The sequence below is a fragment of the Sulfitobacter brevis genome, assembly GCF_900112755.1.
In the GTDB taxonomy this organism is placed as follows: Bacteria; Pseudomonadota; Alphaproteobacteria; order Rhodobacterales; family Rhodobacteraceae; genus Sulfitobacter; species Sulfitobacter brevis.
Genome location: NZ_FOMW01000005.1, coordinates 77844 through 92561, shown reverse-complemented (window position 1 = coordinate 92561; position 14718 = coordinate 77844). Strand labels below are relative to the sequence as shown.

Annotated in this window: 13 protein-coding genes; 5 read left to right on the top strand and 8 right to left on the bottom strand. The window is 61.4% G+C overall.

Going from position 1 to position 14718, the window contains the following annotated elements; all coding sequences use genetic code 11:
- Positions 1–13: 13 nt before the first annotated feature.
- The 4 genes from BM174_RS08095 to BM174_RS08080 all read right to left on the bottom strand — a co-directional run bounded on the left by BM174_RS08095 (position 14) and on the right by BM174_RS08080 (position 5691).
- Complete coding sequence (locus tag BM174_RS08095; RefSeq protein WP_093923351.1) at positions 14–2041, bottom strand: acetate--CoA ligase family protein; 2028 nt, start codon at positions 2039–2041, stop codon at positions 14–16.
- The gene (locus BM174_RS08090) at positions 2041–3201 is read right to left on the bottom strand and encodes an acyl-CoA dehydrogenase family protein (protein ID WP_093923562.1); all 1161 of its coding nucleotides are present in this window, start codon (positions 3199–3201) and stop codon (positions 2041–2043) included. The genes BM174_RS08095 and BM174_RS08090 overlap by 1 nt, the downstream gene beginning before the upstream one ends.
- Before the next feature lie 147 nt (positions 3202–3348).
- A complete protein-coding gene (locus tag BM174_RS08085; protein ID WP_093923350.1) occupies positions 3349–4788 on the bottom strand; it encodes a mannose-1-phosphate guanylyltransferase/mannose-6-phosphate isomerase in 1440 nt (479 codons plus the stop codon).
- 186 nt (positions 4789–4974) lie between these two features.
- The gene (locus BM174_RS08080) at positions 4975–5691 is read right to left on the bottom strand and encodes an IclR family transcriptional regulator (RefSeq protein ID WP_093923349.1); all 717 of its coding nucleotides are present in this window, start codon (positions 5689–5691) and stop codon (positions 4975–4977) included.
- Positions 5692–5759: 68 nt separating this feature from the next.
- Here BM174_RS08080 and BM174_RS08075 point away from each other — a divergent pair, with 68 nt between their 5' ends.
- Genes BM174_RS08075 through maiA form a run of 5 tightly spaced genes read left to right on the top strand, consistent with a single transcriptional unit; the run spans position 5760 to position 10798 of the window.
- Positions 5760–6905 (top strand): FAD-dependent monooxygenase, encoded by a 1146-nt coding sequence (locus BM174_RS08075; RefSeq protein ID WP_093923348.1) that lies wholly within the window; start codon positions 5760–5762, stop codon positions 6903–6905.
- Positions 6902–8419, top strand: a complete 1518-nt coding sequence (locus tag BM174_RS08070) for a benzoate-CoA ligase family protein (RefSeq protein WP_093923347.1) — start codon at positions 6902–6904, stop codon at positions 8417–8419. Before BM174_RS08075 ends, BM174_RS08070 begins: the two co-directional genes overlap by 4 nt.
- Positions 8416–9462 (top strand): gentisate 1,2-dioxygenase, encoded by a 1047-nt coding sequence (gene gtdA, locus BM174_RS08065; RefSeq protein WP_093923346.1) that lies wholly within the window; start codon positions 8416–8418, stop codon positions 9460–9462. The genes BM174_RS08070 and gtdA overlap by 4 nt, the downstream gene beginning before the upstream one ends.
- Entirely contained in the window at positions 9462–10154 is a 693-nt protein-coding gene (locus tag BM174_RS08060; protein ID WP_093923345.1) for a fumarylacetoacetate hydrolase family protein, read from the top strand. The genes gtdA and BM174_RS08060 overlap by 1 nt, the downstream gene beginning before the upstream one ends.
- On the top strand, positions 10151–10798 hold the full coding sequence (gene maiA / locus BM174_RS08055; RefSeq protein WP_093923344.1) for a maleylacetoacetate isomerase: 648 nt from the start codon (positions 10151–10153) through the stop codon (positions 10796–10798). The genes BM174_RS08060 and maiA overlap by 4 nt, the downstream gene beginning before the upstream one ends.
- Here the strand turns inward: maiA and BM174_RS08050 are convergent.
- From BM174_RS08050 to BM174_RS08035, 4 genes are read right to left on the bottom strand one after another with little or no spacing between them, the layout of a single operon-like run.
- Entirely contained in the window at positions 10780–12162 is a 1383-nt protein-coding gene (locus BM174_RS08050; RefSeq protein WP_093923343.1) for a tetratricopeptide repeat protein, read from the bottom strand. The genes maiA and BM174_RS08050 overlap by 19 nt on opposite strands.
- Positions 12159–12974, bottom strand: a complete 816-nt coding sequence (locus tag BM174_RS08045) for an alpha/beta fold hydrolase (protein ID WP_093923342.1) — start codon at positions 12972–12974, stop codon at positions 12159–12161. The genes BM174_RS08050 and BM174_RS08045 overlap by 4 nt, the downstream gene beginning before the upstream one ends.
- Positions 12967–13956: a P1 family peptidase gene (locus BM174_RS08040; RefSeq protein ID WP_093923341.1), complete on the bottom strand. Its 990-nt coding sequence runs from the start codon at positions 13954–13956 to the stop codon at positions 12967–12969. The genes BM174_RS08045 and BM174_RS08040 overlap by 8 nt, the downstream gene beginning before the upstream one ends.
- Complete coding sequence (locus tag BM174_RS08035) at positions 13953–14699, bottom strand: SDR family oxidoreductase (RefSeq protein WP_093923340.1); 747 nt, start codon at positions 14697–14699, stop codon at positions 13953–13955. The genes BM174_RS08040 and BM174_RS08035 overlap by 4 nt, the downstream gene beginning before the upstream one ends.
- Positions 14700–14718: the final 19 nt, after the last annotated feature.

Here is a 14718-nt window from a genome sequence, read left to right as displayed (position 1 = left end):
GAGCAGAATCCTTTCAGTCGGTTGTGCGGAGCAGGGCATCGGCAGCGATGGCGTCGTCGGTGGTGCAGATCAGCGGATTGATCTCGATCTCGTGCAGGCCGTCGGCGTTGACGATAACATAGTCCTGAACCGCGCGGATCGCTTGCAGGATGGCCGCACGATTAGCGGGAGCGCCGCCGCGGTAGCCATCAAGCAGGGGCGCAATTTTCAACCGGCTGAGCGCGGCGTCGACCACAGCGTCAGTGGCAGGCACCAGTAGCGATACCGAATCGCGCATGATCTCGGTCCAGATGCCGCCCGCGGCGAGGGTCAGCACAAAGCCATGCGCAGGGTCGCGTACCACGCCGACAAGCAGTTCCGCGACCGTGCCGGTGATCATTTCCTCAACCAGAAACCCGGTCGCAGGCATTGCGGCGGCGCAGGCTTCAACTTCGGCGGCGGACATCAGGCCCAGCCGTACCGCGCCGGCTTCGGTCTTATGCGCGATGCCTTCGCCTTTTAGCACGGTGGGGAAGCCAACATCTGCGGCAGCCTTGCCTGCCTCTTTGGCCGTGGCGCAGCGGGTCGAACGCGGGACGCGCAGGCCGTGGGCTGCGAGGCGCTGCTTGGCTTCAGCCTCAGAAACTATCTGCGGCACGCCGTCTTCCCCCGGTAGCAGGATCGGTGCGGAGTGAGTCGCGGGGGTTAGGGTCGCGGCGGCGCAGGCGGCAATCGCTTCGCTGAGGCCCGAGAACGGTACAATACCTGCGGCGACCAACTGCTCGGCGACTTCCTCGGGCATCAGCTCGGGCAGAGTTGCGGCCATGCCGTAGCGGGCGCCGGTTTGCTGCGCCGCGCCCGTGGCGGCAGCGATCACACAATCCCAGTCCGAGGGGTCGCAGCGATCAGGGCGGGGGAAATCGACGATCAGCAGGGTTATTGCGATTTGCGGATCAGCCATCGCGGCAAAAGCACGGGTCATCGCGGGTACGTCGCGCCAGATATAGGTGTGGTAGTCCAGCGGGTTGGCAAGGGCGACGCGGGGGCCGAGAGCGGCGCGCAGATCGGCCTTCTGGCGCTCGTTCAGTGGCGGGAAGACGACTTGGCCGACGCCGGTATCGGCGGCAAGGCTCGCCTCTCCGCCGGAGCAGCTGATCGTCGCAATGGCGTTTTGTGGCAGGGGACCGGTGACATGGAGCAGCTTGAGAGTTTCCAGCAGGGTCGGCAGGTCATTCACCCGCGCGATCCCCAGCCGCGAGAGCAGCGCGTCGGCGCCAGCATCACCGCCTGCCAGTGATGCGGTGTGAGAAACCGTCGCGGCACGGGCCTGCGCCGAGCGCCCGACCTTGATCGCCACAATGGGCTTGCCCAAGGCACGGGCGTGGGCGGCGAGCGCCCCGAACTCGCGCAAATCGCCGATGCCCTCGATATGCAGGCCAAGCGCTGTGACGCGAGGGTCATCCAACAGGGCACGGCCAATCTCCGAAATGCCCGATTGCGCCTGATTGCCTGCGGTCACGACATAGGCCAGCGGCAGCCCGCGGGTCTGCATGGTAATGTTGATCGCGATGTTGGAGCTTTGCGTGACCACGGCCACGCCGCGCGTCACCCGCTTGCCGCCATGCTGGTCTGGCCAAAGCAGCGCGCCGTCGAGATAGTTCACGTAGCCGTAGCAGTTGGGGCCAAGAATCGGCATCTCGCCTGCCGCCTCAAGCAATTGGTCTTGCAGCCCTGCGCCGCTGGCGTCCTCGGCCTGCGCTTCGCGAAAACCGGAGGCGAAACAAACCGCGCCGCCTGCACCGCGCTGCGACAATTCTTTTACCAGCGCGATAGTGGCCTCGCGGTTTACGCCAACAAAGGTCGCATCGGGGGCTTCGGGCAGGGCGGCTAGGTCGGGATAGGCGGGCACGCCTGCGATCTCGGCCTCGCGCGGGTGGATCGGCCAGATCGCCCCGTCAAAACCCATCTTGCGGCATTGCTCCACCACAGCGCGGCACCACGCGCCACCGCCGATCACAGCGACGGAGCGGGGGCGGAGCAGCCGGTTCAGATCGCGCGGCATCAGGCCCCCAAGGGTCGCAGAAGGTCGCGGGAGATGATGTGGCGCTGAATTTCCGAGGTGCCGTCCCAGATGCGCTCAACCCGTGCATCGCGCCAGAAACGCTCGATCGGGAAGTCGTCCATTAGGCCCATGCCGCCGAAGATCTGCAATGTCTTGTCGGTGACCCGCGCCAGAGTCTCGGAGGCATAAAGCTTGGCCGAGGCAATCTCGCGGTTGGCGGGCAGACCCTGATCCAGCCGCCATGCCGCCGCCAGCGTCAGCCAGTCAGCCGCGTCAATTTCGGTGATCATATCGGCGATCTGGAAGCCAACGCCCTGAAATTTGCCGATCTGCTGGCCGAACTGTTTGCGCTCGGCGGCATAGTTCAGCGCGTAATCGAAACAGCGCCGCGCGCGGCCGACGGAAAACGCAGCGACTGTGATCCGCGTGGCGTAGAGCCATTCGTTCATCACCGCAAAACCGCCATCGACCTCGCCCAAAACCTGCGCATCGGGCAGGCGGCAGTTGTCGAAGTAGAGGATGCAGTTTTTGTAGCCTTTGTGGCTGACCGAGTTATAGCCGTCGCGCACTTCAAACCCGGGTGTGCCGCGATCGACGAGGAAGGTGGTGATCCGTTTTTTCGGGCCTTTTGGGGTGTCGTCAACGCCTGTCGCGATGAAAACGATAAAGAAATCCGCGTGCTCTGCGCCCGAGATGAAGTGTTTGGAACCGTTCACCACCCAATCTCCACCATCGCGTACGGCGTTACATTTCATGCCGCGCACGTCTGATCCTGCATCGGGCTCGGTCATGGCCAGCGCGTCCATCCGCTCGCCACGCACGGCAGGCAGCAGATAGCGTTCGCGCTGCTCGTCGTTGCAGGCCATGAGGATGTTCTGCGGGCGGCCAAAGAAATGCGTCAGCGCCATCGAGCCACGGCCAAGCTCACGCTCGACCAGTGTGAAATCGACATGCGAGAGCCCTGCGCCGCCGACTTCCTCGGGGAAGTTGCAGGCGTAAAAGCCGAGGTCGATGGTCTTCTGTTTGATCTTCTCGCCAAGCTCATGCGGCACTTGTCCGGTACGCTCGACCTCTGCTTCATGCGGGTAAATCTCTTTTTCGACGAAACTTCTGACCGTTGATACGATCATTTCCTGCTCTTCGGACAATCCAAAATGCATCTGCTGCCGTCTCCCCAAATCAAACGCTTCTGTCGGGGGCAGCATTTCCGCGTTTGGTGCCATTTGTACAGGCCGATCTGGCGAAATACTTTCCCGCCAGATCATTAGAATATAACCACGTATTTTTGCCGTGGCGGGGGCGGGAAATTACCCCTTGGCGCCCTGACCGCGGGCATAGACATCCTCATAGCGCACGATGTCGTCCTCGCCGAGATAGCTGCCGGTTTGCACTTCGATCAATTCCATCGGTACCTTGCCGGGGTTCTCCATCCGGTGAACCGCGCCGAGCGGGATATAGACGGACTCATTCTCGCAAACCAATTGCACCTTGTCGTCGATGGTGACCTTTGCCGTGCCTGCCACAACGATCCAATGCTCGGAGCGGTGGACGTGGCTTTGTAGGCTGAGCGCCGCGCCGGGCGTCACGACAATCCGTTTCACCTGAAAACGCCCGCCCAAGATCAGGGTCTCGAAAAAGCCCCATGGCCGGTGGTCTTTGGGGAAGGTATTGGCCTGCGGGATCGTGGATTTGCGCATCTGCTTAACCACATCGCCCAAATTTGCGACCCGCGACCGATCCGCCACCAGCACCGCATCCGGCATTGCTACAGCGACGATATCCTTAAGGCCCAGACCGACGATCTGCAGCCCGTCATTCTCGGACCGTAGCAAGGTATTTTCGCAATCTACAGCGAGGGCAGCGCCTTGCACGGCAACCCCGTTTTCGTCTGTGTCGGCATGCATATGCACAGCGCCCCAGCCGCCTAGATCGGACCAGTCGCCGTGGTGTTCGATGACCGAGAGATTATCGACCTTCTCCATAATTGCGAAATCGACCGAAATATCGGCGCATTTATTCCATGCCGCAGGATCGAGCCGCAAGAACCCGAGGTCGGGTTCAGCCGCATCAACCGCAGCGGTGACATGTTCAAGGGTTTCGGGCGCATGTTTGGCGAAAGCGTCAATCATTGCCTGCGCGGTATACATGAAGATACCAGCGTTCCACAGATAGCCGCCAGCCGCGAGCATCCGCTCGGCCTCGGCCAGTTGCGGTTTTTCGACAAAGCGCTTCAACGGGACAGCGCCATGGACCTCATCGGTACCAAGCTCCAGATAGCCATAGCCGGTTTCAGGCTGGTCTGGGGTGATGCCGAAGGTGACGATTTGTCCGGCCTGCGCGGCGGTGATGCCTTTTCGCACACTGTCGCGGAAAGTGTCGGCCTGCGTGATGTAGTGATCCGAGGGAGCCGCCAGCATCAGCGCGTTTGCGTCAGTCTTGGCTTGCAAAATCGCCGCTGCCAGCAGGGCGGGTGCGGTATTGCGCGCAGCGGGTTCGATCAGCACAGCGCCGGGATCAATCTGCGCTTCTGCCAACTGTTGGGTGGCGATAAAGCGAAAGTCGGAATTGGTCACCACAATCGGCGCGGCAAATCCGGCACCGGACAGGCGGGTGCTGGACTGCTGAAACAGGCTGCCTTCGCCGATCAGCTGGATGAACTGTTTAGGAAAGCTTTGCCGTGACACGGGCCAAAGCCGTGTGCCCGATCCGCCGCACAAGATGACCGGTGTGATGTCGTTCGACGTCATAGTTTATCCTTCGTCTAATTCACGCCCAATGCGCCTTCAGGCGACTAGCGTTTTAGCATGATTGATATAAAAGTAATTACGGACAATTTATTTGGTTCGGTTGAATTGCGCCCCGTTAAAAGACGGATATGGGGCAACTGTAAACCTATGTTATCAACCGTACCGGCAAATAACAGCCACGAATGGTTATCGCGCGCAATAGGCCCGTAGCTGTTGGCGGGCCGGATGGTTGGGCTTTAGCACTTTGCGGTCGGTCGCGACCAGCGTGACCACGGCAACAGGACTGCCCTGCACATCCATGACAGGACAGGCCAGCGCATAGAGACCGGGGATAAATTCCTGATCGGCGATTGCGATGCCAATGCTGCGTATGTCGGCGCGCAGAGGTTCAGTGGCGGCGAGGTTGGTGCCCTCGGCACTGACCAAATCCGCCAACAACCTGTCGGGCAAATGCGCCAGAAAAATCCGGCCCGTTGCAGAGCGGGTGACCGGCAAAACCGACCCGACCCCCAATGTCGTGACCAGAGCCGTCGCCGCCCGCTCCCAACGGATCACGGTCGCGCCGTGGGTGCCCCAAACGGCAAGGGTAGCGCTCATTCCCGTCTGCTCGACCAAGTCCGACAGTCCATCGGCAGCAGAATTCACCGGATCAATACGTGCCACGGCGGCAATACCGATCTCGGCGGCGCGGGGGCCCAGATCATATTTGCCCGACGTGCGCTGCCGCACCATGCCGCTTTCGATGAAGCTTGCCAGATAACGGTGGACCTTTGCGGGCGCCATGCCTGCCGCCGCCGCCAGATCGGTGAGCGGCATTGCCGCCCCGTGCCGTGCCAATGCCGTCAAAAGCGCGACCGATACCTCAACCGATTGCACGCCCCGTCCACGATCCTGATCAGCCATCTGATAACTCCCTTGATTACGTATAGCGTAACGTGTTACGTAAAAATATGCAAAGGGAAGGGGAGGCCATGCGCATTAATATTTTGGGGGCAGGGCCCGCAGGACTTTACGCCGCGATTCTGCTCAAACGTATGCGGGCCGATCTGGACGTGCGGGTTTTTGAGCAAAATCTGGCGGGCGCGACCTTTGGTTTTGGCGTGGTGTTCTCCGATCAAGCACTTGAGTTTTTGCGTGCCGATGATCCCGACACCGCTGATCTGATCGCGCCGCATATGCAGCGGTGGTCGGACATCGTGATCAACCACAAAGGCAGACGCATCGCGATCGACGGTATCGGCTTTGCCGGCATTGGGCGGTTGGAGCTGCTTAAGCTCCTGCAGACCCGCGCCGCTGATCTGGGCGTAGTGCCGCAATACGACATCCGCATCGACAAGCCTGATGACCTGCCGGAAGCAGACCTGATGATCGCCGCAGATGGGCTGAACTCGGTTGTCCGCAGCGCTACGCCCGATGCTTTTGGCGAGAGCGTCAGCCACTTAGGCAACCGTTTTGTCTGGTACGGCGCAAACCGTGAATTTGATGCGCTGACCCAGACCTTCATCGACACGCCGCACGGCCCAATGAATGCCCATCACTACAGCTATGCACCGGCGCGCGCGACATTCATCATCGAGATGGGGTCCGAAACTCTGCGCCGCAATGGCTTTGACCAGATGGAGGAGCCTGAGTACCGCGCCGCCTGTGAGGCGTTCTTTGCGGACCATCTGCAAGGGGCTGAACTAATCCCCAACAATTCGACATGGCGGCAGTTTCCGACCCTGACTTGCGAAACGTGGCATCTCGGTAACCGCGTGTTGGTGGGGGACGCGCTGCACACGGCGCATTTCTCCATCGGCTCCGGCACACGGTTGGCGCTGGAGGATGTGATCGCCTTGGCCCGCGCCCTGCGCGACGCCGACTGGGATGTGGCCGCCGCCTTGCCTGCCTATCAGGCCGCACGCCAGCCGGTGCTCAATAAAATTGTCACCGCCGCCCAAGCGAGTGCAAACTGGTACGAGGATTTCGGCACACACATGCAGCTTGATCCTTATCCCTTCGCGCTAAGCTACATCCGCCGCGCCGGACGGCTGGATGCAGACCGCCTTGCCCGTCTGGCGCCCGAGTTCACAGCAAAATTGCAAGCCATGGGCATCAATCTGGAGGCCACGGTATGAACGCCCAAGATCTGGCGCAATCGGTCGGGTTCGATCTGCCGGACAGCTACAACGCCTCACGGCTGCTGTGGGACAATAATCCCGCCCGCATGGCGATTTTTCACGACGACGGCAACTGGACCTACGGCGATGTTCAGGCCGAGGCCGCGCGGATCGGCAATGCGCTGCTGGCCGCTGGCTGCACCGCTGGCGATAGGGTGCTGCTTTATCTCGACGACCATCCGGTCTATCCGGCGGCGATTATGGGCGCGATGCGGGCCGGGCTGGTGCCTATGCTGATTAATACGCTGTCGACACAAGAATTGGTAGACTTCTATCTTGCGGATTCAGGTGCGACGGCCGTACTCCATTCGGCATCGTATGGTGAGTTGTTCGCAAGTGCTAAAGTTAAGGTGCTAAACGCCGCTGACCGCCCGTGGCAGGACCAACCCGCCACGCTTGCCGAACATCCGGCAGCGCGGACAGATATGGCATTTTGGATGTATTCATCGGGTTCAACAGGCAAGCCAAAAGGCGTTGTGCATCGGCACGAGGATGCAGCCTATATCGCCCATACCTACGCCCGCACAGTGCTGAAAATCAGCAGGGATGATATCTGCTTCTCGATCCCCAAAATATTCTTTGCCTACGGCTTCGGTAACTCGGTCACGTTCCCTTTCGCCGTCGGCGCGGCATCGGTCCTGCTATCAGAGCGGCCCACACCCGTGCGCTGCTTTGACCAGATCAATACCCACCGCCCGACGATCCTGTTTGGCTTGCCGACGCTCTATACTGCGCTGGCCAACGATGCGGCGATCGAGAGCGTGGATATGGCCTCGGTCCGGCTCTGCGTTTCCGCAGCCGAGGTGCTGTCGCCCGAACTGGCGCGGGAGTGGCAGGAACGGTTCGCCCTGCCCATCGTCGAAGGGCTCGGCTCTACCGAGATGCTGCACATCTACCTCAGCAACACTGAGGCCATGCAAAAGCCGGGCGCGGCGGGGCGTGTTGTCGACGGATATCGCATTCGGCTGTTGACCCCTGAAGGCCGCGAGGCCGAGGACGATGAGGAGGGCGTGATGCAGGTCATGGGCCTGTCGGGCGCCGAACAATACTGGAACCGCCCAGAGAAAACGGCTGAGACTATGGTCGACGGCTGGATTGATACCGGCGACCGTTTTACGCGCGATGCAGACGGCTATTACTTCTTCAAAGGCCGCGCCGATGATCTGGTCAAGGTCAGCGGGCAGTGGGTTTATCCGCTGGAGATCGAATGGGCGCTGAACGATCATCCGCAGGTCCGCGAGGCCTGCGTGCTTGCCATGCCGCTGGACGACGGGCGGGTGACGATCAAAGCATGGGTGGCGCCGCTAACCAAAGGCAACGACGCCCTGCGTGCCGATCTGGTACGCCATGCCAAGGCAGCACTGCTGCCGCATAAATACCCCCGAGAGATCGTCTTTCTTGATGCGCTGCCAAAAACCGGCACCGACAAGATCGATCGCCAAGCCCTGAAACGCATGGAGACTGTGAGATGACCCAAGACGCTCCGCCCAACACCCCCGAACGCGATGCGTTCTATGCCGCGATTGAACCGGAATCGATGCGCGCCTTGTGGTCCGTCATGGCGGGCATCATTACACCTGAGCCGAAGTCGGGCTGTATCCCGTTCAAATGGTCCTATAACAGCGTGCGCGCACGGCTGATCGAAGCCGCAGGGCTGATCACTGCGAAGGAGGCCGAGCGCCGCGTGCTGATCCTCGAGAACCCCGGCCTCAAAGGCAGCTCCAAGGTCACCACGAGCCTTTATTGCGGCGTGCAATGCGTGATGCCGGGCGAGGTCGCGCCTGCGCACCGACACACCCAATCAGCACTGCGCTTCGTGCTGGAATCCTCAGGCGGGTTCACGGCAGTCGGTGGCGAAAAGACCGAGATGCATTTTGGTGATTTCGTGATCACGCCGAACTGGGAATGGCATGACCACGGCAATACTACTGAAGATCCGATTTTCTGGCTCGACGGGCTCGATATCCCCGTTGTGCAGTTTCTCGATGCCTCCTTTGCCGAAGGGTTGGGCGAGGACCAGCAGGAAATCACCAAGCCGACCAATGACAGTACGGCACGGTATGGTGCCAATATGCTGCCTTTGGGATATGAACGGGCCAAGCCCTCTTCGCCAATCTTCAACTACCCCTATGCCCGCTCGCGCGAGGCGCTGGAACTGATGCGCCGGACCGAAGAATGGGACCCGTCGCATGGCCTGAAAATGCGTTATATCAATCCGGTCGATGGGGGTTGGGCGATGCCGACCATTGGCACCTGTCTGCAACTTTTGCCCAAAGGCTTTAGCGGCGCGCCTTATAAGTCTACCGATGCTACCGTCTATGTCTGTGTCGAAGGCACGGGCCGCACCCGCGTGCGCGATCAGGTGATTGACTGGGCCCCGCGTGACGTGTTCGTTGTGCCAAGCTGGCACGAGATCATCCACGACGCCGACAGCGACGCCGTGCTGTTTTCGTACTCCGACCGACCCATTCAGGAAAAGCTCGGTCTTTTCCGCGACCACAGAGGAAACCACTGATGTATGTATTTGACGCGCCGCAGCAGGCCAGCCTTGCCGTTCAGGGCACCGAGGACCGTTTTCCGATCCGCCGGATTTTTTGCGTTGGCCGCAACTATGAGGCCCATGCCCGCGAGATGGGCAAAGACCCGACCCGTGAGGCGCCGTTCTTCTTTACCAAACCCGCCGATGCCGCTGTCGATACGCCCTGCACCATGGTCTATCCGAAATTGACCGCGAATCTGCATCACGAGATCGAGCTTGTCATCGCCATCGGCAAAGGCGGCTCGGATATTGCCGAGACGGATGTGATGGACCACGTTTGGGGCGCTGCCGTTGGCCTTGATATGACCCGCCGTGATCTGCAGACTGAAGCCAAGAACATGGGCCGCCCTTGGGATTGGGGCAAAGCCTTCGACGCCTCCGCGCCGATCGGGCCGATCAAGCCGATTGCCGATGTGCCCTCGGTCGAAACGGGTCGCATCTGGCTGGCGGTGAACGGCGAAGTCCGCCAAGACGCCGATCTCGCTGATCTGATCTGGTCGGTGCGCGAACATGTGTCGACGCTCAGCAAATCCATGACGCTGGAGCCTGGTGATATCGTTATGACTGGCACGCCTGCCGGTGTCGGCTCGGTTGTTGCGGGGGATGTGATTACGGGTGGCGTTGACGGTATTGGCGAGCTTGAGGTTAAGATCGGCCCGCGCGCATGAGCGATCTGGCACTGCACAACTACTTTCGCTCGTCCACTTCGGTGCGGGTTCGGGCAGGGCTAAACCTCAAGGGCCTGGCCTATGACTATGTGCCGCTCTCGCTACTGAAAGGGGAGCATGCGCATGCGGAGCATATGGCGCTAAACCCTTCGGGGTTGGTGCCGACCTTGGTGACGCCCCAAGGACCGTTGCCGCAATCTCTGGCGATCCTTGAATGGTTGGATGAGGTGCATCCGGAGCCGCCGCTGCTGCCCGCTGACGCATGGGGCCGTGCACGGGTGCGCAGCCTCGCGCATATCGTGGCGCTGGACATCCATCCGCTGAACAACCTGCGCATCCTCAAGCATCTGGAGGCCGAATACGGCGTTGATGCCGCAGGCAAAGCTGCGTGGTTCCGCAAATGGGCAGAAGCAGGCATGACGGCGCTTGAAGCGCGTTTGGCAAGCGAGTCGGAAACCGGCGCGTTCTGCCACGGCGATGCGGTGGGGCTGGCCGATCTTTGCCTCTATGCTCAGGTGTTGAACAATGCGCGGTTCGATGTCGATATGTCGGCCTATCCGACGATCAGCCGCATCCACGATAACTGCATGAACGTAAAAGTGCTGGCAGATGCGGCCCCTGCCAATCAGCCCGACGCGGTTTGAAACTCTGCACGGGTCCGCGCCGCGCGGGCCCGTGCTATTTCGGCCAGATCGGGTAGACCAGTCTGGTCATAGATATCCCCTAACAGCAGGTTAAGCGGCACCCCGTCGGGATCATAGGTGCGGCGCATTTCCAACACCTGCTGCGCGGCTGAAGCACGTCCGTCCCTCACCAGCGCATCCAGATGAATTTGCTCGAACAGATCGCGTTGGGCGTGGCTGCCTCCGCATTCCGCCATGCGGGGCAGGCGTTGCCCAAGCTGGCGGATCGCCGTGGACAAGTCGCCCTCGCAATAGGCCAGGATACCCCGCGCCGCAGGCAGAGCGACCTCTGCCCAAGCGGCATGTTCAAAACGCTCGGCTGTGGCGGCCCTTTCCTCAATCGCCCTAAGCAGCATCTTCGCCTCGCCGTGGCGGGTCCGGCCCAGTGCATAGAGGTACTGAAGGGTCAGGAAGGGGTTCACGGTGTCGATGCCCCGCGCGGCGACATGGGCAGCAACGTCGGCCCAACGGTCTCCGACATCGACACCGGCAAATTCCATACGTGCCAGTATGGAGGCGGCGCCAGCCTGATCCTGGCTGTAGTCCTTGGCCAAGCCCCAGATATGCGTGTCATACGCATTGCGCACTTCATCGTGCCGTCCCTGCGACAAGTAGAATAACGCCAGATGCCACCAGTTATGGCTACGCATGAAGGAGTTCAGCGGCTGCCATGTCGGTGCGACGCTTTCAAGAAATGTCGCCCCTTCGGCAACGCGGCCTTGGGTCAGCATCACGTGAGCCAGCGCGTGATGCGCCCAAGGCTCATCATGGCGCAGGGACATCGCGTGGCGTGCGGCGACTTCGGCTTGGTCGAGCAGATGGCATTGCTCATAGCCAAAAGCGATCATGCCGTGAACGTAAGAAATGTCTGCTGCATCCGGCAAGGCCTTTAGCGCCATCCGCAACATGCCCGCCGCATCACCGAGGTTGAAGAGGTGGTACTGCGCCAGCTTGAGCATACCCATGTCGCGCGGGTGTTCGGTGGTGATCGCGTCGCAACCTGTGAGGACGGCAGGGATGTCGCCGTCCACCCAGTAGCCAACCACGTCGATAACCGCCTGTTCACGCGCGGTGCCCTGCGGCGCGGCACGCGCGCGAGCAAGGTAAGGCGCGGCTTTCGCGGGCGCGACCGGGTGCTCAAGAAACATCCACAGCATCGCGGCATAGGCGTTGGCGAGACCGCATTCCGGATCAGCGTCGGCAGCGGCGATGATACCCGTGGCCTTTTGCTCATAGGCGATGAAACCGTGGATGAAGTCGTTTATCGCAGCCTCGGTTGCGGCGGTGCTTGCGGTGATCGGCAAGCCATAGAGATCGGTCGTCATGTTGGCTCCGCAATGGGGTGTTGGGCGATAAAGCTGCGCAGGTGGTCGGCCACTGCTTGCGGGGCATCCCAATGCAGGGAATGGCCCGCGCCTGCGACGCTGTGTTGAGTAATGTCAGGGACTGCCTCGAACACGGTGCGGCCCGCGGGCTCGGGGATCAAAAGGTCATGTTCTGCGAAAAGGGTCTGGGTCGGGCAGGCGAGATCGGTGGGGCGGACGGTCGGGCGAAAACTGCGCAGCGCTTCGATCTGGTGGGCCATCGCGTCGGCTGTTTGCGCATGTGGATAGCCAAGCGCGGCCTTTAGCGCGATTTCGGTATTTTTGGCATCGTTGAAAAAGTTGGGCTGGAATATCCACGGATAGAGCGCCCGCAGCCAAAGCTCCTCGCCTGCGGCACTCTGGCGGATTGTCAGCAGCGTGTCGAAGACGGCCGCAGTGCGCGGCACCCGCACGGGCGCGGAGGCGAGGATGCTGAGCGATGCAAGCGCGCCTCCTGCCAGTCCTGCCAACTCCATCGCCATCAGCCCGCCCATCGAATGGCCTGCAACATGATATAAGCTATGCCGCAAGTGCTGCATCAACGCCTGCGCATCCTGTGCCATCCGGTGCACAGATACGGGCGCGTTCCATGGAATGGTGCGTCCGGTGGTGCGATTGTCGGGGCGGATTACGGTGAAATGCGGGGTCAGCAGTGGCGCGAGCGCACCCCAGCTGGCGCTATCCCCCATCATCCCCGCAAGCATCAACAGCGGCGGGCCGTCGCCTTCGATTTCATAATGCAGAGTGACGTCCTTTAGCGATAGTTCAGGCATTCAAAGTGCTCCAACAGGGCAACAAATCCCCTTCGGCGGGGGTGGCGGCATAAATCGCGCGGGCAATCGCGCGGGCAAGGCAGAGCGAGGCTGCATGGCCGATCATCAGCACATCGCCCTTGGCCTGCACGCCTGTCGACAGGGCAAACACCAGATCACCGTCGTGCGGCGTATGGGCTGGCACTGTGGCGCGGCCGATGCCGTCATGCGCGGCAACGGCAACGCGGTGGCATTCGGCCTTGGTGAGCGTGGCATCAGTGGCGATGATCGCGATGGTGGTATTTTCTCGCGGTGACATGGCCGCGGCCTTGCGGCTTTCGAGCGACAAACCAAGGCCGCTTGCCGGATCGGGACCTAGCCCGCCAAACTCGCCCGCAATCTCGAACGGGGCGGCATAAAAATGCTTGTCTCCGGGTGTGGTCACTGCCCCGACCGGGTTGGCGGCGACAAGCGCGCCGACCATCGTGCCATCCGGCAGTCGCAGTGACGCGGAACCAAGCCCGCCTTTCAACATTGCACTGAGTGCGCCGGTGCCAGCCCCCACGGTGCCCAACTCAAAATCGTCGCTGGCGGCGTCAAAGGCGGCGCGGCCAAGCGCGGGATAGGGATTTTCGGCCCAGTCCTTGGCGCCGGCATTGAGCAGATCAAACAGGATCGCGCCGGGCACCAGCGGGATCGTCGCGGCACCGACCTTGAAACCCCGCCCAGCGGCGCGCAGCCGGTCCACCACGCCGGAACAGGCGTCGATGCCGTAGGCTGACCCGCCCGAAAGCACCAACGCGTCAATCGCGGCGACGGACTTATCTGGCGCCAGCAGGTCAGTCTCCCGCGTGCCGGGGGCGCCGCCCATCACATGCACCGATGCCACAGCGGGCTGGTCAGGCAGCAACACCGTCACCCCCGATTTCAAGCGGTCGTCTTGCGCATTGCCGACCCGCAGACCGCGCACATCGGTGATCAGGTTCTTGGGACCGGGCGTCATATACAGCGACCGCCATCGACTTCCATAGCGACGCCGGTGATCATGCTGGCCTCGTCTGAGCATAAGAACAGCGCCGCATTACCGATATCTTCGGGCTGCGAAAAGCGCCCCAGCGGGATCGTTGACAAGAATTTTTGCCGCATTTGTGGTGAGTCTTCACCCATAAAGCTTTTCAGCAGGGGCGTTTCGCCTGCGACGGGGTTGAGCGCGTTGACGCGAATGCCGTCCGGCGCAAGCTCGACCGCCATCGCCTTGGTCGCGGTGATCATCCAGCCCTTGGAGGCGTTGTACCAATTCAGCTTCGGGCGGGGCGATACGCCCGCCGTAGACGCAATGTTGAGGATAACCCCCTTGCCGCGTTCCTTGAGATGCGGCACCAGCGCATGGGCCGTCAGGTACACCGATTTCATATTCACCCGATACACGCGGTCAAAATCTTCCTCGCTGACCTCCTCCAGCGGGGTCGGCATATGGGTGATGCCGGCGTTGTTGATCAAGATGTCCACATGGCCCCATTGCTCGATGGCATGGCGGGCCATTTCCTGCACGCTCGGCCTGTCGCCGACATCAACCCGCAGTGCAGTGGCGTGATCGCCCATCTCCTGTGCCAACTGTTTAGCGGCCTCGCCGTTGATGTCGGCGATCATTACTTTCGCGCCTTCTTGCAGGAATCGCCTGACGATGCCCGCGCCAAAACCGGAGGCACCTCCGGTCACGATTGCAGTCTTTCCGGTCAGTCGCATGGCAGCTCTCCGTTAAGGG